Consider the following 21,033-nt stretch of genomic DNA (forward strand, 5'->3'; position numbering starts at 1 on the left):
ATTGGGCGATCTGGTTTTTATTGTAATATATTTTGGTTTGTATGATAAAAAAGTGAAATAAAATGAGGCCAGTATAACAAAATAACTAATTTTGCCATTGATAAAATTTACATCAAACAGTCTACTGACCTAGACATGCTGCTTTGCAGCAATGCTGACCAAAATGAGATTATTATGGATGCAAAGGAAAAATGCGTAGAGCTAGAAGACGTGGTAATACGATTTTCGGGTGACTCGGGTGATGGAATGCAGCTTACAGGTACGCTGTTTTCAGACACTTCGGCACTTCTTGGAAATGGCGTATTAACCTTCCCTGACTTCCCATCTGAAATTCGAGCACCACAAGGAACTGTGGCTGGTGTTTCTGGTTTTCAAGTGCATATTGGAAGCCATCAAGTTGCAACACCCGGCGATTTTTGTGACGTGCTAGTTGCCATGAACCCTGCGGCTCTAAAGGCAAATGCCAAATGGACAAAAAAAGGGGGAACAATTATTCTAGATGTTGATGCTTTTAGCGAAAAAGGAATTCAACGTGCTGGTTTCACAACCAACGATCCTGTTGCTGAACTTAAGCTTGATGACTATACAGTTGTTTTTGCTCCAATCACATCGCTAACCAAGGAAGCCTTAAAAGATTCTGGACTTGACAATAAGAGCATTATTCGAAGCAAAAATATGTTTGCTTTGGGTATTTGCTACTGCATGTTTAGCCGTCCTCTTAACTTTACCGAAAGCTACTATGAGGTTAAGTTCAAGAAAAAGCCTCAAATTATTGAAGCCAATAAAACGGTTCTTAAGGCTGGTTACGACTATGCTGCCAATACTCATGCAATTCCAAGTACCTACAAGGTGGCTTCTGCTGAACTTGAAAAAGGTACCTATCGTAATATAAACGGAAATACAGCTACCGCTTGGGGGCTTATTGCTGCTGCCGAAAAATCGGGACGCGAGCTATTCTGCGGATCGTACCCAATTACTCCAGCAACAGATATTTTGCAAGAACTTGCAAAGCGTAAGGACTTAGGCGTTAAGACGCTTCAAGCCGAAGATGAAATTGCTGGTATTTGTACTTCAATAGGAGCTGCATTTGCGGGCGATTTTGCTGTTACTACCACATCTGGTCCTGGTTTGTCGTTAAAGTCAGAGGCTTTGGGACTTGCTGTAATGACAGAACTTCCAATGGTGATTGTTGATGTACAGCGTGGTGGTCCTTCTACTGGTCTTCCTACAAAAACAGAGCAATCAGACTTAATGCAAGCTCTTTGGGGGCGTAATGGTGAGGCTCCTATGGTAGTTGTTGCTGCTAGCACACCTTCAAACTGCTTCCACTACGCATTTAATGCAAGTAAGATTGCGTTAGAGCACATGACTCCTGTTATGCTGCTTACTGATGGATTTATAGCAAATGGCTCGCAGCCATGGCGTATTCCAAGCATGAAGGATTATCCTGCAATTAATCCTCCAATTGTACCTGCTGGCGACACCGATTATCTACCCTATAAAAGGGATGCCGAAAAGTTAGCTCGTCGTTGGGCTATTCCTGGAACTCCTGGTCTTGAGCACCGTATTGGTGGTTTGGAAAAAGATTACGTAAAGGGAACCGTATCTCACGATCCAATTAACCACCAGAAGATGGTTGATGTTCGTGCTGAAAAGGTTGCTCGTGTCGCTAACTTTATTCCAGAACAGGAAGTATATGGAGATAGTGAAGGTGATGTTTTAGTAATTGGCTGGGGAGGAACATACGGTCACCTTCTTTCTGCAGTTAAAGAACTTCGCAAGCAGGGTAAAAAAGTTAGCTTAGCACACTTCCACTATATCAATCCGCTACCAAAAAATACTAGAGAGCTATTTGCTCGCTACAAGAAATTGGTTGTTTGCGAACTTAATATGGGTCAGTTTGCCAACCACCTAAGAATGAATTTCCAAGAGTTTGAATACAATCAATTCAACAAGTGTCAAGGATTGCCATTCACCGTGTCGGAGTTGGTTAATAAAGTAAACGAAGTATTGGAGGGTAAGTAGTCATGTCAGAAGTTTGTGTAAAATATACCGCTCAAGATTTTAAGAGCGACCAAGAAGTTAGATGGTGCCCAGGTTGTGGCGACCACGCTATTCTTAATGCTGTTCAAAAGGCATTGCCAGAGGTGGCAGAGGCTTTAAACTATACCAAAGAACGTTTTACATTCGTTTCTGGTATTGGTTGCTCTTCTCGCTTCCCTTACTATATGCAAACCTACGGTTTTCATGGTATTCACGGCCGTGCCGCTGCAATTGCTACAGGAGTGAAGGTTGCAAATCCTAAGCTTTCTGTTTGGCAAATTACAGGTGATGGTGATGCCCTTGCAATCGGAGGTAACCACTTCATCCATGCAGTACGTCGTAATATCGACATTAACATTCTGCTTTTTAATAACGAGATTTACGGTCTTACAAAGGGACAGTACTCGCCAACTTCGAAGTTGGGTATTGTTACCAAAACTTCTCCTTTCGGAACAGTGGAGCATCCATTTCTTCCAGGTGAGCTAGTTCTTGGTGCTCGTGGTACCTTCTTTGCTCGTTCGTTGGATGTTGAAGTGGCCTTGACTAAGGATTGTATGGTTTCTGCAGCAAAGCACGATGGTACTTCTGTTGTTGAAATCCTTCAGAACTGCGTTATTTTCAACGATGGAACGCATGCTTCATTCATGGATCGTGAGGTACGTGAGGACAGAACAATCGTTCTTCGTCATGGTGAACCGATGATCTTTGGAAAGAACAAGGATAAGGGGTTAGTTCTTGATGTTGAGAATATGACTCTAAAGGTGGTTAATCTTGGAGAAAACGGCGTGACTGAAAAGGATCTTTTGGTTCACAATGCTCACAATCCAAATCCAGGTATCCACATGATGCTTGTTAATATGAAGTCTCCAAACTTCCCTGTTGCGCTAGGTGTTATTCGTGCAGTTAAGGATTCAACTTACGACGATAACGTTCGCGATCAGGTGTTGGAAGTTATGAAGAATGCAAAGATTCACAGCGTTGATGAGCTTCTTCGTAGTGGAGATACTTGGGAAGTAGAATAGTTACTACCTACAGATATATAAAAAAAGCGGGATCTTCCCGCTTTTTTTTATACTAAGCTATCGGCTTTAATTTCCAGATATTTGCTAATAACGGCAGGCGTAATGCCTTGAGGTGGTGCAAGCACCGATAAAATTCCGTTTCTTCGTAGTATCGAGGTTATCTCCCTTTTCTCGTACCGATATTTTTCGGCAATAGTCTTTGTGTAGAACTCCTCTACGTTTTGGGCCGGAGTGCCTAAAAGGTTGCCTATCTCCGTATTCTCAAACATAACCACCACCAGCAAATGCTGCTTGGCAATTAACTTTAAATAGGGGAGCACACTTTTCATGCTATTCACCGATTCAAAATTGGTGTACAGCATAATGAGGCTTCGTTGCGGCATTCTGCGTTTTACGTTGACGTAGAGTAGCTCAAAATCTGAGGTTAGCCACGATGACTTTGCCTGGTATAGGCTTTCCATTAAAAGGTGGATATGGCTTCGCTTCTTCTCGGGATACACAAAAGTATCCACATCCTTATTAAAGGTAACCAATCCGCATTTATCATCCTTAAGGGTGGCAATGTTGGAGAAGGCCAGCGTAGAATTTATGGCATACTCAAGCAGGGTTAGCCCATTAAAAGGGAAAAACATAAGCCTACTCTTATCGATAATGCTGTAAACATGCTGAGATTTTTCCTCTAGGTATTTGTTAACCATAAGGCTACCCTTACGTGCGGTGGCGTTCCAGTTTATAGTTCGATAGTCATCTCCCTCAATGTACTCCTTTATCATGTCGAACTCAGTATGCTTGCCAACGCTACGTAGCTTGTTAATACCGATATCCGAGAGCCTGTTATTTACAGCCATTAGCTCGTACTTGCGCATTTGGATGAATGAGGGATACACCTTTACATCGGCCTCCTCGTTATACCGAACTCTACGCTCAACAAGGTTAATTGCGGTGGTAATATAGGCGTTAATCTTTCCAAAGGAGTAAACCCCTCTTTCGGTTGGGGTTAGCTCGTAGTCGAAGTCAATATTTTGGTTTGGCTTGATCGAAAATGAAAGATGAAAATTGCGGTATTGTAGCTGCACTGGAATTTCATCGATAAGCGAAACCGTAACAGGGAACGGGTAGCGGCTCGATGCGCTTAGCGTAATAGTGTTGGCATCGCCGTTCGAGAGCCTAAGCGGTACCTTACGGGTTACGCTGAGCGAGGAGCCTTTGGCAAAGAGTACCACTATTTCGGCCAACGTTAGCGCTGCAAGGCAGTACACCATCCATGTGCCAATGGGGTATATCCATTTAATGAAGAAGCTTACCAGAAAAAGAATGCTAGCTATACCTAGCAGGTATAGCAGCCTTTTTGTGGGGAATACTGGTATTTTCAATTTCATGCTATGATTTTATTTCAAAGCGGTGCGAATGCTTCTTTTTAACGTGGTACCTCTACTGAGCTAACAATTTGACGGATCATCTCCTCCTGGGTGACTCCCTCTAGCTCTTTGTCGGGCGAAAGAATTATTCTATGCGCTAAAACGGGTTCGGCGATGAATTTAATATCGTCGGGGGTAATAAAGTCGCGGCCCTGAACAGCGGCAAACGCTTTTGCGGCATGCATTAGCGCTACCGATGCACGAGGCGAAGCCCCAAGATATATACCTGCCGATTGCCTTGTTTTTTGGGTGATGCTGACTATGTACTTAAGGAGCTCAGGAGCAACCACTATTTGCTGTGCCAGCGCCTGCAATCTATGCAGCATGCTGTGAGAAATTACGGGTTCGATACGATCTACCGATATGGGGGTAGCGCTATTCGATAGCTCCAAAATCTCAATTTCTTCCTGCTCCGAGGGGTAATCGACCTTTATCTTAAGTAGAAAGCGATCGAGCTGCGCTTCGGGAAGGCGGTAGGTTCCTTCGTGCTCTACCGGATTTTGTGTGGCAATGACCAAAAAGGGAGCCTCGAGCTTGTGCGAGCTGCCGTCAACGGTTATTTGGCGCTCCTCCATCACTTCAAATAGCGCCGATTGTGTCTTCGCCGGAGAGCGGTTAATTTCATCAATAAGTGCGATGTTGGTGAAAATTGGTCCTTTTTTGAACTGAAACTCTCCCTTATTGGGCATAAATACAGAGGTGCCAATAATATCGCTAGGCATTAAATCTGGCGTAAACTGGATACGCGAAAACTTTACATCCACCGACTTAGCAACGAGCTTTGCCGCCAGTGTTTTGGCAATACCCGGCACACCTTCGAGCAGAATATGCCCGTTGGCGAGCAGCGCGGTGAGTATCAGCTCCACCATTTTATCTTGTCCAACGAGGCACTTGGCAATCTCTTTTTTTACTGATTCGATGGCTACCGATAGCTCGGATAGCTCTGCGTTAGCTTGTTGTTCCATTATGCTATACTTTTTTTTGAATCTTACTCATAATTTTATCCAGCTCAAGCAGCGTTTTATCGGCTACCTGATATTGGCTGTTGATTAGCGCTATCAGCGCATAAAGCTCATCGATGCTTTCTACTGGGCACGACAGAATTTCGGACAGCAGGTTGCGCCTAGCCTCATCGGCAACTGCGGTAAAGCGATGGCCTGTGCTGCTGTATATTCTATCAAAAAAATAGGTGATTTTTTTGGTGGCGATATCCTTATTATTCCTTTCGAAGAAGTAGAGGCGGCTTATCGTTTTGATGAAATCGAGCGATATGTTACGAGGTGCTTTAATTATCGGAATTGCTCGCTGCCTGCGTCGGCCAAAGGCAAATACGTAGATGATGCCGATTGCTAGCAGCAGGTAGTAGCTTGCTCGTAGGCTCGGGTTGGCAACAATGTAGATTAGGGAAGAGTCGTTGTGTGGTACCATCGACTTATAATGCTCGTCCCAAATAATGCTATTTGACTTTTTTAGGTAGCTGAATAGCGTAGATATGTAGGCGTTATTTCCATACAGCAGGTTAAAGTTGCTGATGGCAACCGGATCGGTGTGCAGGTAGAGCATACCTTTGCCTCTTGGTATGGCAATAAAATTTGGGCGATGGTTGCTATCGTACCCCAGCACCTCATATTTGCAGCCTGTAGGTAGCTTAAAGTAAATGTCGTTTCCCCGTTTTACATTGTTGAACTTGGTAAGCTTCCCGTTTACCTTTAGCAGCAGCGATCGGGTTTGTACCGTATCCTTTAGGTATTCGGCCTTATACTCAATATTGAGCGTATCGGTAAGCTCGTCAGGAAACCCCTCCGATAGGAGCATGGCCTGATTGCCTCGCTCTACAAACTCCAGTACCGATTCTACGTCGGTTTTGGATAGGCGAAGGTATATGTCGCCTAGAATAAGCGAATGGTTTACGGTAGTGTTCTTGTTTACAATGTACAATGCTTTTTGCGACACCTCTGGCCTTTTATCAAAGATGTCTGAAAGGCGCTCTAACGTTGCTTTTGCTCCGTAAGGTTGTGCGTCGGTTTTGGAGATGGTCGGAATCCATTCAACCTCTGCAGGGGTTAGGTAATCGAATATCGCTACTATCCCAAGAAAAAGGAATACCCCAATGGCTATTTTTATAGATTTCTTATTCAACGCTAGCACTATTTATTGGTGAGTTAACAGCGGTTTTAACATCTTCGAGCATCGCTAGCGATGCCTCCTTATGTCCGTAAACTACGCTCTCCTGTACCAGCATTAGCGAGCGAAATATTCTTTTTGGTTCGCTCTCCTTAATTTCATATAGGTAGTCGAAGTTAGTTTTGTTCTTATCGTAGCGAATTTGCTTACTGCAATCCAGCTGGTAAAGGTACTTGATAAAGTAGTAGCGGATGGCCTCGGCATAGTTTTGGTTGCCTTCGGCTTTGGCAATTATAGCGTCGAAGTTAACCTCGTTTAGATTTTCGAATACCGGGATTTCGGTGGAGGAGGTATTAGCTCTGCCGCTAAATGTATTGGTCTTGTTCATTCTATAAAGCAGCAGTATGGCAATCAGAATAATGGTAGCTACCACCACCATACGAATAATGGTAATCTCTTTTTTAGAGCTGAATATGAAGCTGAGGAATTCTACAACCTTCATCCATATACGCTGCCAAATGGTGGGGGCATACCCCTTTTGCTTTAAATTGTAGTCGTACTCCTTTTGCGTTTTTTGTTGCTCTACCTTTGTTTGGTCGAAGCTGCGTACCGCAATACTCTCCTCGGCCTTTGCCTGTGGGAGGCAAAAGCTAAGGAAAAGTATAAAAAGGAAGCTTACTATTTTGATCTTAGATAGATTCATTTTGCGAGCTGGTAACCTTATTAATGAGCTGCTCTAGCTCTGGGTCGTATTTTTTCTTTACTAGCGAACAGAATAGGAACTGCGAGGCAATTACAACAACCATCATCATTGCTCCTTTTACAACTGTAAGGAGTCCGGTGGCAACCACCATAACCATTCTTAATCCGCCTAAGTCGCCTCCGTTTTGGTAAGCCGTTGCCGCTTTAATTATCCCAACAATCATAAAAGGGACATAGAAAATAGATGAGGCAATGGAGATCATTATGTAAAAAACGAGAATAAAGCCAAATGAAAACCACCAGTTGTCGGTTACCACATCTACGCTACGCTTAAAGCTGCCTCCAAAGGTGGTATCTTCCGTAAAGTAGGCGTAGGCTGCAAAGTAAAGCAGTATGCTAAGGTAGATACCTGGAATAACAAGGATGATAAGACCGATAAAGGTTGCAATTACGTATACAATGTTGATAGCTAAAAGCAGCAGCCACTTGCTTTTGGCAATGTTAAGAACATCGCTTGTGGTGAAGTTATTTGCGCCCATTTTGATGTAGGCAGCCAAGTAGGAGTAGCTTATTAGCGAAAAAATAAAGTAGATAAGCAACGATGTGAAAGCCGATAGCATTGTAGAAAGAATGTAGTTGGTTCCTAGTGTGCTTTGAGGTTCTCCTATCATTACATCGAACTGCATGTAGGTTGCATAGCTTACAATAATGGTTGCTACAAACGCTACTGGTAGCGCATAGATAAGCAACATCTTCCCAAAAGGCTTAAATTCTTGCCTAAGAAACTCAAAGGTCGCGTTGAAAAGCCCTCCAAAATCGCGAACTTGGTTAAAAGAAATTGGTTCTCTCATATTTTATTTTGTTTGAAATTTATTGCGGTGTATACGAGCGGGGTAGATAAAAAAGTAGTACACGATAAACAGCAATGAAGCTCCAATTGTCGCATATCGTACGGCGTACGGCATTGTTGTATGGCGGGTAACATACCCTTCCAAAAATCCGGCAGTAATAAATATTGGAATAAGCCCCATACAAAGCCTGCCCGCTTTTTGTACCCCCTGCTTAAACGAGGCCATACGCGTGTACGTTTGTGGAAATAGGAGGCTACGGCCAACAATAAAGCCTGCAGCACCAGCAATTACGATGGCAAATATCTCCAGCGTGCCATGTATAAATACAACCGATATTGCTTCTGACAGTAGGTCGTGCTCCTCGAACATGGCCATAAAGGTGCCGAGCATAACGGCATTCGAGAAAACAACGGCAACGGTTAATACTCCAAAGCTGATTCCGGCAACAAAGGCCATAAAGGAAACCTTAATGTTGTTGATGGTAATTCCTAAGAAGGAGGTTGTTCCTATACCGCTTTTATATATGGCCAGCGGATCGCCCTTTTCTATGTTGTTTAGGGTAATGTCAATATAGTAGTCGCCCATAATTAGGCGCTTAAAGTCGGGATCCTGAAAGTTGGAGAACCAGCCAACGGCAAAGCCTACAATAAGAATGGCCAACGAAAAGAGAATGGTACGCCTACTTTCGAATACAATTTTAGGGTAGCTATACCTCCAAAAGGAGAGGATGGAGGTTTCCTGTTTTTTGTTCTTGTAGATCAGCACGTGTACCCGGCTCATTAAATTTGCTAGGTACGACTTAATGTTGCTTTTAGGAAAGTAGGTTTGTGCGTACGAGTAGTCGTCGGAAAGGGATACGTAGTAGTCTGCCAGCTCGTCGGGTGAAAGCTTTTCCTTCTTATTAAGCGCATTCTCTATTTTTATCCACCCTTCTGATCGGGTTTGCGTAAACTTAAATTCCTTCATGGTTATCCGTAATTTTCAGCCATTTTTTCTACATATACTTTCTTCTACAATTCAAACCTGACCCCCGTTTGATTTTAAGCTCGATAAGCCTACTCTCTTGTTGTATAACGTATAGTAGTCTAAGGTATAGCCTATTGGTTTATTCGTAAAAAATATATTTCGAGGCTTTTGTTTCTAAGCTAAAAATAGCAATTTTTGTTAACTCATTTTGCTTTATTGGTAAAAAGCGGATGAATCTCACCGTTAGCAGGCTAATGGTGCTAGTATTAAATGTATTAGCTGTTATATAAAAATAGATAGAATCATAGCATGGAAAACCTACACATCGTAAACTCACAGAATGTAAATGTAGAAATGGTAAAGGCAAGCGTTGGCGAGCGCATGCTGGCGGCTATAATCGACTATGCAATTATAGGGTGCTACTCGCTTATTATCTTTGCTGTAGCATATAATTTTGAAGTGCTAATGTACCTATTCTTCCTTCCAGTGCTGTTTTACTCGCTATTGCTCGAAGCTTTTTGGAACGGGCAAACTGTTGGTAAGCATATTCTGAATATTCGTGTCACCAAGGAGGATGGGAGTGCGCCTTCCTTTTTCGACTACGTGCTACGTTGGGTTTTTAAGCTGATAGATATAAGCGCTACGATGGGGAGCTTGGCAACTATTCTGATTGCAGCAACGTCTAAAGGGCAGCGTATTGGCGATATGGCCGCATCAACGGTGGTTATTAAAAATCGCAAGGAGGTATCTATCCAAAGCTTGCGCTACCTTAATCTGGAACAGCATGTGGTGGTTTATCCTCAAGCCGAGTTGCTGAGCGAGGAGGATATTGACTTGGTGCAGCGCGTATTAAGCTTCTACTCCAACAGCGGTTATTCCGATAAGGCGAGGGATTACGTGGTGGATACCACCAAGCATATTCATAAAAAAATGGGGGTAGAATGGCCTAAGTCTACCATCAAGTTCCTACATACAGTGTTAAAGGACTACAATGCGCTAAAATCGTAGCAGAAAAAAAAGATTATCTTTGCCGAGTTATAAACCGAATCGAATGAAGCCCGCTTAGTAGATTGCTCTTCTTAAAGGAGCGGTTTGCGAGATGCGGGTTGCATCCAACCAAATTTAAAATTTTATTCGGATGAAAGCATATGTATTTCCTGGGCAAGGTGCTCAGTTTGTTGGAATGGGGAAGGATTTGTACGAGAACGTACCCCAAGCAAAAGAGCTTTTCGAAAAGGCTAACGAGATTTTAGGCTTCCGCATTACTGACTTAATGTTTGCAGGCACCGACGAGGATTTAAAGCAGACTAAGGTTACTCAGCCTGCCATCTTCCTACACTCAGTTATTCTTGCTAAGTCGTTGGGCGATGAATTTAAGCCAGAAATGGTTGCTGGCCACTCTTTAGGAGAATTTTCGGCACTTGTAGCTGCAGGTGCGCTTAGCTTCGAGGATGGTTTGCGTTTGGTTGCTGCACGTGCTAACGCCATGCAGAAAGCCTGCGAGCAAAACCCATCAACAATGGCGGCTGTTCTTGGTTTGGATGATGCAAAGGTTGAAGAGATTTGTGCCTCTATAGATGGTGTTGTAGTTGCTGCCAACTATAACTGCCCTGGTCAGCTGGTAATATCTGGTGCTAACGAGGCCATCGACGCTGCCTGCGAAGCGCTAAAGGCTGCTGGTGCAAAGCGTGCCTTAAAGTTGCCTGTTGGTGGTGCATTCCACTCGCCGCTAATGGAACCTGCTCGCGTTGAACTGGAGGCTGCAATCGAAGCAACCCAAATTAATGCTCCGGTTTGCCCTGTTTACCAGAATGTAGACGCTAAGCCTTATACCGACCCTGCTCAAATTAAGAAGAACCTAGTAGCGCAGCTAACGGGTGCTGTACGTTGGACACAAACCGTACAAAATATGGTGGCCGACGGTGTTAGCTCGTTTACGGAGCTTGGCCCTGGTAAGGTGCTTCAAGGCTTGGTTAATAAGATTGCCAAGGATATTCCTGCCGAAAGCAAGCAATCGCTATAGTATTATCAGTAAGGGCTACCAAGTGGTAGCCTTTATTTTTTATGGCAGCTTGTTTAAGCAATGAAACAAGCCCGCCTTTCCTATAAGGAAGGGCGGGCCACCTAGCCTAAATCATCCCTCATACTCCTTTCAGCAGTAAACACCAAAGCATCCACTTACGGAAAGTTATTAGCAATGCGTTTCTGACTTTCCCTAGTCAATAATTACTGCACGATTTAGCTCAGGTTCAGCAAAGCGGTTGTTTGTGTCTCCTTCTGCCTTTTTAATTAAGCGATCTTGAGAAACTCCGTATTTATTTACCAGAAGGTCGTAAACATACTGCATGCGCTGTTCACTTAGGGCTTGGTTTCTTTCTTTGCTTCCTGTACCCTTGTCGGCCGAGCCGATAAGCGTAAATACCTTTTCTTTATCTGCCTTTATGGCGTTCTTTACGTAGAATTCGAGGTTGGTAAGCTCTTTGCTATCGAGCGTAGCCTTACCGATGGCGAAGAAGAGAACAACTGGAGATGCTGTAACCTTTGCCTCTGAAGCTACATTTACGATTTCTGGTTTGCGCTTTTTGGCAGCCTCTAGGTCTGCTGCAAGCTGCTTGTTTTTGTTGTCTAAGGTTGCATTGTTGCCCTCTAGCTCCTTAATGCGGCTGTTGAATGGAGCGTAGTCTGGCTGTGCGGCACGCTTAAAACTGCTCTTTCCTAGCTTAAAGGTTAGTCCAACGGTAACCGACGACATTCCTTCCTCTTTACTTCCTCTTACAACACCATCGAACGATTGGTTTACGAACATGTGCTTAGCCTCTAGGGTAAGGTCTACCACCTTGCCTAAACGAATATTGTTGAGTAAACCAGCAGTAGCAGCTAGCTCGTTATTATGGGTGCTGTTACCGTACGAGCGTGCCCATCCCCATCCAACATAAGGAATAAAGTTCCATGTGCGGGTTTCCTTATAGCCGCTAAATGCGTTGGAGATGTTCCACATAACATCGGCATGTAGGTTCATCACGCCAAACTTCTCGTTAAACATGCTTCCATCTGCATCTTTAGCGTATTGACTTTTGTAGTTAATCCAACCTTTGGCTTCCATGCCAGAGTATTGCATACGTACTCCAACGCTAGGGGTAATCCATTTGCCTATCGAAAAGTCTACAGCTGGAGCTAAACGTTTGCTGAACGAACCGTAGCTGTCGTTTTCTCCATGATAAAGGTTTACACCACCACCTGCGCCAATAAACCAGTTGTCGAAGAATCTGTTTGTCTCGTAAGGCCCTGTTACTATCTTGTTGTTTTCACCTCTGTTGCCGTTTTCTTGGGCCATCGCATTTGCAGCTAGCATCGCTATGCAAATTGCCATAATCAATTTTGTGATTTTCATTTTTCTAACTTTTAAGTTGACATTAGTTGTTAACAGTCTATTTATCTCTTACTTCTGAGTGGTAGCTGGGCTTGGTCTTATGGTTTTCCTTACCGTTGTGTAGTCCTGTGTTATGGCGCAGGGGTAAAAAAATGTGGTGCAACCTTGCTTATTTAATGGGGGACTTTCCTTAAGCCTCTTTAGAAAAAGCCAATGCTGGCGATGTGGTAAAATGCTGCTTCTCATAGTGCGCATTTATTGTGGTTCGTAGTTTGGTTGTGTAAATTTCTAGCCCTATTTATATACATTGATGTGAAATATTGGTAATGGTTTTATTGGGTTGTTTGACTTGGTTTATTCTCTTTTAATGCTATCTGCAGTTTTTTATCTCCTGCTGTTTCTGTAATGCAAAGTTATCTGATGTTTATTAATAGATTAAATGTCAAATTGTTGCTGTTTGATTTGTGCCTGTTTTTACTATTCGATAGTTTGGTTTATAGCCATGTTTGGCCAAGGGCTTGCAGGGGAAGCGCCGGGTGTAATTCTTGGATGGATAGTGGTTTGTGTGTGTTGCTGTACTGTTAAATATTAAGCTGGCGAAGGTTGTGGCCTATTCTAAAATCTAAACTTTATGCGCGTTTTTTTTATTGAGGTAGCGGGAGGCTGAGATGCTATTGGAAGAATAAAGAGCTGTTTGCATCTAGGGTTGCTGCTGTACGCCGATGGTTTAGTTCTTCCAGATGGGGTGTAGTATGGGCGAAAAAAAAGAGGCGTCCCATCGTCGGGTAGCCTCTTTTCCTTTTTTCCAATGAATCTTTTTGACCTTACCCTTTTGGGGTTTCTTTATTATTATCGTTCGACTCCTTACGACCAGAGTTGGCATAGCGGCTATACAAATCGTTATAGATAGTTTGTGCACCAGGGATGCTCTTGGCAGTAAGTGTTTTTACATTTTGGTAGTATTCGCGCGCATCATTATCTACATCGTAGTTAATTAACGATTCAGTGTCTTCCCAGTTTTCTAGAATGGCTCTTAAACGGTTAATTATTGGTCTTACTTGTTGCTGAAGGCCTAGCTTTTGGTAAAAGCTTTCCTTGTTGAGATAGCTTGGCGCAAAATCGGGGCGCTGCTGCATGTGCGTTCTTACTCTAGTATCCCACTCTAAGGTACTATTACCAACTCTCCCATAGCGCTGGCGCTCTTCAGGGGTCATTGTCTCTAGTAAACCTTCACAAAGGGTTTCGAACTCTCCAAGCGCGTTGGATATTTTGTTTAGGTCATCCTCCTTAAAACGAGGATCGAATTTTGGTTTCCTCATTGCTGTGATAAATGTTAAGTTATTAATGAGAACCGTTATTTCGATATTTAACAGAGGTTGTTTATGGATGGTTGATTTTTAGGGGTGAAAATTTTAAGTTACAGGTGTAATTTGTATGGATTCTAAATAAAGTACAGGCTTTAGAGGTGGATTACCTTTTGTTATATGCTGCTATACAGTGTAGTATTGGTAGCGTTTGCCGCTTTTAATAGCTGTTTGTTACCTGCGTTTTTTTTGTAAAAATATTGAGCTCTTCAAACTTTAATGCTGTCGCCTCCTTAGCTAAATGCACCTTCTTTCAGAGTGTCACCTTGAAGCGACCCCCTTTAGAGGTTGCTCGCTACTTCGAAAATGCATCTCTTTTCAATGTTGTAGGTTGACGCGCCCCCCTTTGGGGTAGGATAGGAGCAGAGCTCTACTTTGACTTGAGCATAATTAAATATTGAACGCTTCAATATTTAATTGTGCTTTTTAGTGCGATAGATGGTAGTTGCGAATGGGGAAATGATGCTCGGAGCTGGGTGTTCCTTAATGAAAAAGGGGGGATAGCCCATGAGCCATCCCCCCTTTAGTGGTATACAATAAAATTAAAGCTTCTCTAGTATAGGTTTGGTAGAGGCTTTTAAAACCTCCACCGAGTGGGTTAGCTTCTTTTGCTCCTCCTCGTTAAGCTGCAGCTCTATTACCTCGGTAATTCCGGTGCGTCCAACAACGGCAGGAACTCCTACAAATATGTTGTTTTGGCCGTACTCGCCACCTAGGAATGATGAAACGGAAAGGATAGATCGCTCGTCGTTCAGGATTGCCTTGATTATACGGGTAAGCGCCATGCCAATGCCGTAGTAGGTGGCTCCCTTACGTTCAATGATATGGTATGCGGCGTCTCGTACTTTTACAAATATCTGCTCAAGATCCTCCTTGCGGTATTTACCATGGCTTTGCTCTATGATGTCGTCCACCTTACGAACGCCAATAAATGCGTGGCTCCAGGCAGCGAACTCGGTATCGCCGTGTTCGCCCATTATGTAGGCGTGCACATTTCGGGGGTCTACGTCGAAGTATCCTGATAGCTCGTGGCGAAGGCGGGCCGTGTCGAGCGTTGTTCCAGAACCAATAACACGGTTCTTTGGCAAACCCGAAACCTTCCAGGCAACGTGGGTAAGTATGTCAACAGGGTTGGTGGCAATAACCAAAATACCATTAAAGTAGTTGGCCATAATCTGCTTTACAATACCCTTCATTATTTGGGCGTTGCGCTCAAGCAGCTCCAACCTCGTTTCTCCTGGCTTTTGGTTTGCTCCAGCAGTAATCACAACAACATCGCAGCTGCGGCAATCGGAGTAGTCTCCAGCTCTTACTTTGGTACGCGAAGGGGCAAAGGGAATTCCGTGTGCAATATCCATAGCCTCACCTTCAGCCTTATCCTTATTAACGTCAATAAGAATAATTTCACCTGTAATGCCTTGGTTTACCATTGCGTATGCAAAGGACGTTCCAACAAACCCTGTTCCGATTAGGGCTACCCGATTTACATTATTTACCATATCTTGTGTAATGATTATTTGCTCTTCCACAAAATTAACCCATAACCGAGGTGTTTGTTGTCGGTATAAATGTTTATTGACAGTATTTACAGGTGCATAACTATTGAAGGTGGCATAGCTGCTTGGCGGTAAGGTTAGCGGGTTTGGTGCGGTAAGAATGGCGGCGGATGCTTGGAGTGCACCCTTACTTAAGGCGTATTTGCTAGCGAGGTGCTGGTGTAGTGCGGTAGGTTGCTGAATGTTAAAATGGGAGCTGCTTTTTCATGAATTTAATCCTACTGGTTGGTACTGTGAATGCCTACCTAAACTTTCGTCAGGGAGCTACCGCTAGGGTGAAATTGAGGTGCAAGGAGTATTTATTTGTAGGTTTGATTAACATAAAATAAGCCTGACTTATAATGAACGATGCCTGTTTTAGGGTTTGTGGAGCTTTTGGCTGTATTTTATTTATGATTGGTGCATTATTTAACAATGGGAACAAGCTGATATGGAGTAGGCTTAGCTAAGGGAAAACCCTACCAAGTATGAAATGATTTTAAATTCGAATAAGTGTTAAAAATATCATATAGGTACATATTTGAGGGGTTGTATAAAGTTATACATTTGCCAGCCTGAATATGGGGGATTTTGAATTATAGGTTTAAATCGTAAGAAAACTTTCACTTAAAATTATTTCGAATTATGGAAAAAGCTGGGTTAGTTAGCCTTGCCGGCTATCTTCCAGGTACTGCGCTTAGTGTGTCGCAGTCTGAGAAGTTGTGTACTTATTTGAGAGAGCAAACAGTCCTAAACGAGGACTATGTGAAGATGATTGAAGGTGAGCAGAAAATGCCAGGTTATGTAGAGACGAACCATGATGGATGGATTAGCCAGCCTTGGTATGAGGAGTGGTTGATGCAGCTTCCTGAGAAAAAGAGGAAGGATCCATTTCAGGGGGCAGAAGAGAGAAGGCGTGTTCCTATGGACCCCGTTTCTGTTCGCAAGTCGCGTAACCCACACCCAATGCTCCCTTCCGATGCCGAAACCATAGCAGGAGCGATGGCGCTGTTGAAGTGGGGTAAGCCAAAGGAGGAGATTGACTTGGTGCTAGTGCACTCTCAGGTGCAGGATAGGCCATTGCCCTCTAACGCATCGTTGGTTCAGCATAAGCTGCAGCTAACAAACGCAGGTGCCTACAGCGTAGATTCTTGCTGCTCTACATTCGTTACCTTGGTGGAGGTTGCTTCCGCGCTGGTTAACGCAGGGGTAAAGAAGAACGTGCTAGTGGTAAATAGCATCCTCGACTCGATGATTAACGACAAGAGCACCTACTATAGCATCTGTACTGGTGATGCTGCTTGTGCTGCCGTAATTACCAAGGTTGAAGATGGCTGCGGCTACGAAGGCTCTTTCTCGCTTAGCCGTGGTGAGCTGCACGACGGAATTGTGTTCCACCGTCGTTCTCCGTTGCTCCATGTAGAGGTTTCGAACCAGCCCTCTTTTGAGCAGGACTTTGTTACATTCCTAAATCCTGAGGCTTGCCGCACAATTGGTGCTAAGGCTACCGAGTACCTAGAAAATGTGGTGAATAAGCTGGTAGAGAAGACTGGGATTGAAACGAAGGAGGCTGACTTCTTGGTAACGCACCAGCCGGTTGCTTGGGCTCCGTTTGCTTGGCGCGACTCTTTAGGCTTTAAGCCAGAGCAGCACCTAAACACCTACCCTAAGTTTGGTAACATTGCTACTTGTAGCGTTCCTACCAACCTGTTGTTGGCCATCGAAAATGGAATGGTAAAGGAAGGTCAGCGCGTGCTGATGGCTTCGTCGGGTGCTGGAGAAAACCATATTGCGTTGTACGAAAAGTTGAGCTCAGAATTGGTTAGAAATGTGCTTTCTTTCTAGTTCTTATGGAGCTGCTAGTTGCCTATTCGTATTATAGATGCTACTACCTTGCTAAAACCAGCTGTTTGGTTCAGCAATGGTTGGCTCCTTGTTCATCAACGCTATACAGGAAGGCGCATTTAGACACTTATGAAGCGTACTGCCAGCTTTCCTGTTCGAATATGGTAAGCGACTTAACGTTTGCCCCTCCATTAGGCAAGGAAGATGCTGTATGGACTGCCAACTTTTTTAAGGAAAGCTACAGGCAGGCAGGGCTTGAGGTTTTTCGAATCGTAAAACCGATGGATAGCGCCACCAACGAAGTGGTGGTGCACTTTATGCATCAAGGTTTGAACACACAGGTATATGAATCGTTGAATGAAGTATTGTCAGAATTGTCGTAATAACCCTTAATAATTTTATAATGGAAACACTTTTAGACTTAAGGTATGTAACGTTATCGTTTCATGCAGAAAAGAATTGCTTAGTGCAAACTTGGAAATCATTCTGTTCTACAGAAGAGTATCAGCTGGCTCAAGAAAAGAGCGTGGAGTTTGTGGCTTCTAAGGGATGTAAGTTCTTTATTAGCGATACAACCAACGCAGGGTTGCTAAAGAAGGAGGCTTCTGACTGGGCTTCTCAGGTTATTGTTCCAAAACTAAAGGCTTTAGGTATCAACAACCTCGAAATAGTACTACCTCAAAGTGCATTTACCCAAATGACTATTAAGAACTTCGAAAAGGATTTGGGTTCTTATATGAGATATTACGGATCGTTGGAATCTGCATTGAAGGCATTATAATCTGTATTTGCTGATAAAAGGAGAGAGGGGAACGTTAGTTCTCCTCTTTTTTTGTTTAGGCAGCATCTAATTCGCTATGGTGTTGGGTTTTTTATGATATTGGCTATTTAGATATTTGAGCTAACTAGTGAAATGCTATTTAAAAAGAGTTTAAATATTAAGGTAGATTAAAAAAAACGAACCATAACAAGTACTTCTCGTGGTTAAATATTTTACTTTCGCTTAGCCTTTGGATCAATTATTATTACCAGAATATCTTTTACATAGTATATAATCTTTCACGTTAAATTAATTAGAACTTATGAAAATTGCTGGTTTAGTTAGCCTTGCTGGTTATCTTCCAGGTACTGCGCTTAATGATAGGCAGGTTCAGAACCTATGCGCTTACCTGCGGGAGCATACGCTTTTGAGCGAAGATTACGTGGGTATGATTGAGAGTGAGCGGAAGCTACCTGGTACTGTGGAGACGAATTACGACGGATGGATTAGCCAACCTTGGTATCAGACGTGGGTAAACCAACTTCCTGAAAAGAAGAGAAAAGATCCTTTTCAGGGAGCCGTTGAACGTAGACGGGTACCAATGGATCCTGTTTCGGTTAGAGAAACAACCCGACCTCACCCAATGATGCCCTCGGATGCCGAGACCATTGCTGGGGCTATGGCTCTATTAAAATGGGGTAAACCTAAGGAGGAGATTGATCTGTTGCTATCTCATTCTCAGGTACAAGATAATCCGTTGCCTTCCAACACTTCTTTAATACAGCATAAGCTACAGCTATCCAATGCTGGTGCTTACGGTATTGATAGCTGCTGCTCGACTTTTGTTACCATGGTGGAGATTGCGTCCAACTTGGTTCGCTCGGGAGCGAAAAAAAATGTACTTATTGTATGCAGCATTATCGATTCTTTTATTAACGATAAAGGCGACTACTATAGCGTAAACACAGGCGATGCTGCTTGCGCTGCTGTTGTATCAGCAGTGGAGGAAGGTGTTGGTTACGAGGGTTCATATTCGTTAAGTAGAGGCGAGCTGCATGATGGTATTCAGTTTCGCCGTAGGGCTCCAAAGCTGCTAAAGCATGTGTCTATGCTCCCTTCGTACGAGCAAGATTTTGTTACCTTTTATAACCCCGAATCGGTACGTGCAATTGGCGCTAAAGCAACGGAATACCTACACCATGTAGTAAACGTGCTTGGCGATAGAACCGGTATTGATAAGTCGCAGGCCGATTTTTTGATAACGCATCAGCCTGTAGCTTGGGCTCCTAATGCATGGAGGGAGTCGCTAGGTTTCTCTGAGTCTCAGTTTTACTGCTCTTTCGAAAAGTATGGAAATGTGGCAACCTGTAGTGTTGCAACTAACCTTTTAGAGGCGATAGAAAAGAAGCTGGTAGGCGCAAATCAACGTGTGTTAATGGCATCGTCGGGTGCTGGTGAAAATCACATCGCCTTGTACGAAACACTCTCGCCAGAGTTGGTGGCTAACGTTTTACGCTTTGCCGGATCGAATCAGGATGTGAATGCTATGGTAGAAAATCGAATCTTAAAATAAAAACTATGTTTAATCCAGAACTTAAAAATTACTTGTTGAGCGGCGCTCAAGCAAAAAAATATTCAAATCCAGTAGGGATTACAGCTGTAGGCGCTTACATGCCAGAAAAAAACTTGACTAATGCAGATATTGCCATTGAGGTGCCTGCCGAGGTTAACTTTGATCAGGCCTTTGGAATTTTCAACCGTCGTGTTGGGGAGAATGAAACCCCAGGCTCAATGGCTACTAAAGCAGCATTAAATGCTGTAGAAAAGTTCAATGTTGATCCTAAAACCATCGATTTGGTTATTGCAACGCATGCTTCGAAGAATATCGAGCAGCTTACACCTCCTATCGCAGCAGAGGTGCAAACTGGAATCGGCGCGGTTAATGCTGGTGCGTTTAACGTTGATTGTGGCTATAACGGATTTCTTCCATCGGTATTTACCGCCATCGCATTTGTGCAGGCTGGCATTTATAACAAGGTGCTAGTTGTTGCTGGTGAGACTTTGATGGATAATGTAGACTTCTCCGATTTTAAGGCGCTAACCATTGGTGATGGTGCTGGTGCTGTTATTATAGAGAAGGTAGAGGAGGGGTATGGCTTCCTTTCTACGCATCATATGTCGCGTGGGGCCGAAAAAGCTGCCGGTATAAAGATTAAATCAGGAAACCCCAGCTACTCATCGAAGCAAAATAGCGTAAAAGCTTACCAGTACGTTGAGCCAATAAGTCTTCAGCGCGACGTTCCGTTTCTTCAACGCTATATTCCAGCGTCAATTCAGGAGTCGCTAGAGGTTATAAGCTTAGATAAGGATAAGGTTGATCACTATATTTTCGGACAGCAATTTGCTGGATTAACTTACAGCTGGATTCAAAACTTGGGCATTGATGGTGCTCGTGTTTTTGAAACACTGAAAGACTTTGCGGCCATGAAAACCGCGAGTATACCTGTAAACATTTTCGAGGCTTACAGCAAAGGTATACTTAAGAAGGGGGATTTAATCGCACTAGGTGATCAGGGAGCAAACTGGTACATCTCTTCGGCCATCCTAAGATGGTCTATTTAATCATTTTTAAATTAACGTAAATGGAACTTTTGTATTCTTCTCGTTTTTTGGAGATTTCTTATCTAAAAGAGAAAAACTGCTTAGTTCAAACATGGAAAGGCTTTTGTTCTTCTGAAGAATTCCGTGATGGACAGCAACGATCTGTAAAGCTTTTTATTGAAAAAGGTTGCAAGAATTTTAATTTCTGACACAACCAATGCAGGGCTCTTAAAGAAGGAGGATACCGACTGGGTGACTGAGGTTATTACACCTCAATTTGCAAAAGCGGGAATGAAGGTGCTAAACTTGGTGCTGCCTAGCAGTGCATTTACTAAGATGACATTGATGAACTTAGAAAAGAATGAAAAGGCAGCTCAAAATGCGAACCTTAACCTTTTTGGTTCGTTAGATGCTGCTATTGCTTCTTTGTAA

19 protein-coding genes are annotated in these 21,033 nt (G+C 43.3%); 10 read left to right on the forward strand and 9 right to left on the reverse strand.

Features of this window, described 5'->3' with window-relative positions; all coding sequences use genetic code 11:
* The first annotated feature begins 174 nt into the window (after window positions 1-174).
* Together L990_RS06930 and L990_RS06935 are read left to right on the forward strand one after the other, a co-directional pair.
* Complete coding sequence (locus L990_RS06930) at window positions 175-2,025, forward strand: 2-oxoacid:acceptor oxidoreductase subunit alpha (RefSeq protein ID WP_047446966.1); 1,851 nt, start codon at window positions 175-177, stop codon at window positions 2,023-2,025.
* A gap of 2 nt (window positions 2,026-2,027) precedes the next feature.
* Complete coding sequence (locus tag L990_RS06935) at window positions 2,028-3,065, forward strand: 2-oxoacid:ferredoxin oxidoreductase subunit beta (RefSeq protein ID WP_047446888.1); 1,038 nt, start codon at window positions 2,028-2,030, stop codon at window positions 3,063-3,065.
* 47 nt (window positions 3,066-3,112) lie between these two features.
* Here L990_RS06935 and L990_RS06940 read toward each other — a convergent pair whose 3' ends face one another.
* From L990_RS06940 to L990_RS06965, 6 genes are read right to left on the reverse strand one after another with little or no spacing between them, the layout of a single operon-like run.
* On the reverse strand, window positions 3,113-4,444 hold the full coding sequence (locus L990_RS06940; RefSeq protein WP_047446890.1) for a DUF58 domain-containing protein: 1,332 nt from the start codon (window positions 4,442-4,444) through the stop codon (window positions 3,113-3,115).
* 38 nt (window positions 4,445-4,482) lie between these two features.
* Entirely contained in the window at window positions 4,483-5,448 is a 966-nt protein-coding gene (locus tag L990_RS06945) for an AAA family ATPase (RefSeq protein WP_047446892.1), read from the reverse strand.
* 4 nt (window positions 5,449-5,452) lie between these two features.
* A complete protein-coding gene (locus tag L990_RS06950) occupies window positions 5,453-6,622 on the reverse strand; it encodes a DUF4350 domain-containing protein (protein WP_047446894.1) in 1,170 nt (389 codons plus the stop codon).
* On the reverse strand, window positions 6,615-7,310 hold the full coding sequence (locus L990_RS06955) for a hypothetical protein (protein ID WP_047446896.1): 696 nt from the start codon (window positions 7,308-7,310) through the stop codon (window positions 6,615-6,617). Before L990_RS06955 ends, L990_RS06950 begins: the two co-directional genes overlap by 8 nt.
* On the reverse strand, window positions 7,297-8,160 hold the full coding sequence (locus L990_RS06960; RefSeq protein ID WP_047446898.1) for an EI24 domain-containing protein: 864 nt from the start codon (window positions 8,158-8,160) through the stop codon (window positions 7,297-7,299). The genes L990_RS06955 and L990_RS06960 overlap by 14 nt, the downstream gene beginning before the upstream one ends.
* A 3-nt stretch (window positions 8,161-8,163) precedes the next feature.
* The gene (locus L990_RS06965; protein WP_047446900.1) at window positions 8,164-9,126 is read right to left on the reverse strand and encodes a stage II sporulation protein M; all 963 of its coding nucleotides are present in this window, start codon (window positions 9,124-9,126) and stop codon (window positions 8,164-8,166) included.
* 309 nt (window positions 9,127-9,435) lie between these two features.
* Between L990_RS06965 and L990_RS06970 the strand changes: the two genes are divergently transcribed.
* Together L990_RS06970 and fabD are read left to right on the forward strand one after the other, a co-directional pair.
* Window positions 9,436-10,134, forward strand: a complete 699-nt coding sequence (locus tag L990_RS06970) for an RDD family protein (RefSeq protein WP_047446903.1) — start codon at window positions 9,436-9,438, stop codon at window positions 10,132-10,134.
* A 130-nt stretch (window positions 10,135-10,264) separates the two neighbouring features.
* Window positions 10,265-11,149 (forward strand): ACP S-malonyltransferase, encoded by an 885-nt coding sequence (fabD, locus tag L990_RS06975; RefSeq protein WP_047446905.1) that lies wholly within the window; start codon window positions 10,265-10,267, stop codon window positions 11,147-11,149.
* Window positions 11,150-11,341: 192 nt separating this feature from the next.
* On the opposite strand, the gene L990_RS06980 is transcribed toward fabD, so the two are convergent.
* The 3 genes from L990_RS06980 to L990_RS06990 form a co-directional block, all read right to left on the reverse strand.
* Window positions 11,342-12,511, reverse strand: coding sequence for an OmpA family protein (locus tag L990_RS06980; protein WP_197057254.1), 1,170 nt, complete (start codon window positions 12,509-12,511; stop codon window positions 11,342-11,344).
* An 809-nt stretch (window positions 12,512-13,320) separates the two neighbouring features.
* On the reverse strand, window positions 13,321-13,815 hold the full coding sequence (locus L990_RS06985) for a hypothetical protein (RefSeq protein ID WP_047446909.1): 495 nt from the start codon (window positions 13,813-13,815) through the stop codon (window positions 13,321-13,323).
* Between the two features lie 587 nt (window positions 13,816-14,402).
* Complete coding sequence (locus L990_RS06990) at window positions 14,403-15,359, reverse strand: L-lactate dehydrogenase (RefSeq protein ID WP_047446911.1); 957 nt, start codon at window positions 15,357-15,359, stop codon at window positions 14,403-14,405.
* A 681-nt stretch (window positions 15,360-16,040) separates the two neighbouring features.
* Between L990_RS06990 and L990_RS06995 the strand changes: the two genes are divergently transcribed.
* From L990_RS06995 to L990_RS07020, 6 genes are all read left to right on the forward strand, one after another.
* Entirely contained in the window at window positions 16,041-17,240 is a 1,200-nt protein-coding gene (locus tag L990_RS06995) for a 3-oxoacyl-ACP synthase III family protein (RefSeq protein WP_047446913.1), read from the forward strand.
* A gap of 5 nt (window positions 17,241-17,245) precedes the next feature.
* A complete protein-coding gene (locus tag L990_RS07000) occupies window positions 17,246-17,623 on the forward strand; it encodes a hypothetical protein (protein WP_047446915.1) in 378 nt (125 codons plus the stop codon).
* Between the two features lie 20 nt (window positions 17,624-17,643).
* A complete protein-coding gene (locus L990_RS07005) occupies window positions 17,644-18,021 on the forward strand; it encodes a hypothetical protein (RefSeq protein WP_047446917.1) in 378 nt (125 codons plus the stop codon).
* Window positions 18,022-18,322: 301 nt separating this feature from the next.
* Window positions 18,323-19,573 carry a 3-oxoacyl-ACP synthase III family protein gene (locus L990_RS07010; RefSeq protein WP_047446919.1) on the forward strand — a complete coding sequence of 417 codons (1,251 nt, stop codon included), beginning with the start codon at window positions 18,323-18,325 and terminating at the stop codon, window positions 19,571-19,573.
* Window positions 19,574-19,578: 5 nt separating this feature from the next.
* Window positions 19,579-20,622: a 3-oxoacyl-ACP synthase III family protein gene (locus L990_RS07015; RefSeq protein ID WP_047446921.1), complete on the forward strand. Its 1,044-nt coding sequence runs from the start codon at window positions 19,579-19,581 to the stop codon at window positions 20,620-20,622.
* A gap of 156 nt (window positions 20,623-20,778) precedes the next feature.
* Window positions 20,779-21,033 (forward strand): hypothetical protein, encoded by a 255-nt coding sequence (locus L990_RS07020; RefSeq protein ID WP_047446923.1) that lies wholly within the window; start codon window positions 20,779-20,781, stop codon window positions 21,031-21,033.

The sequence above is a fragment of the Alistipes sp. ZOR0009 genome (genome assembly GCF_000798815.1).
In the GTDB taxonomy this organism is placed as follows: Bacteria; Bacteroidota; Bacteroidia; order Bacteroidales; family ZOR0009; genus Acetobacteroides.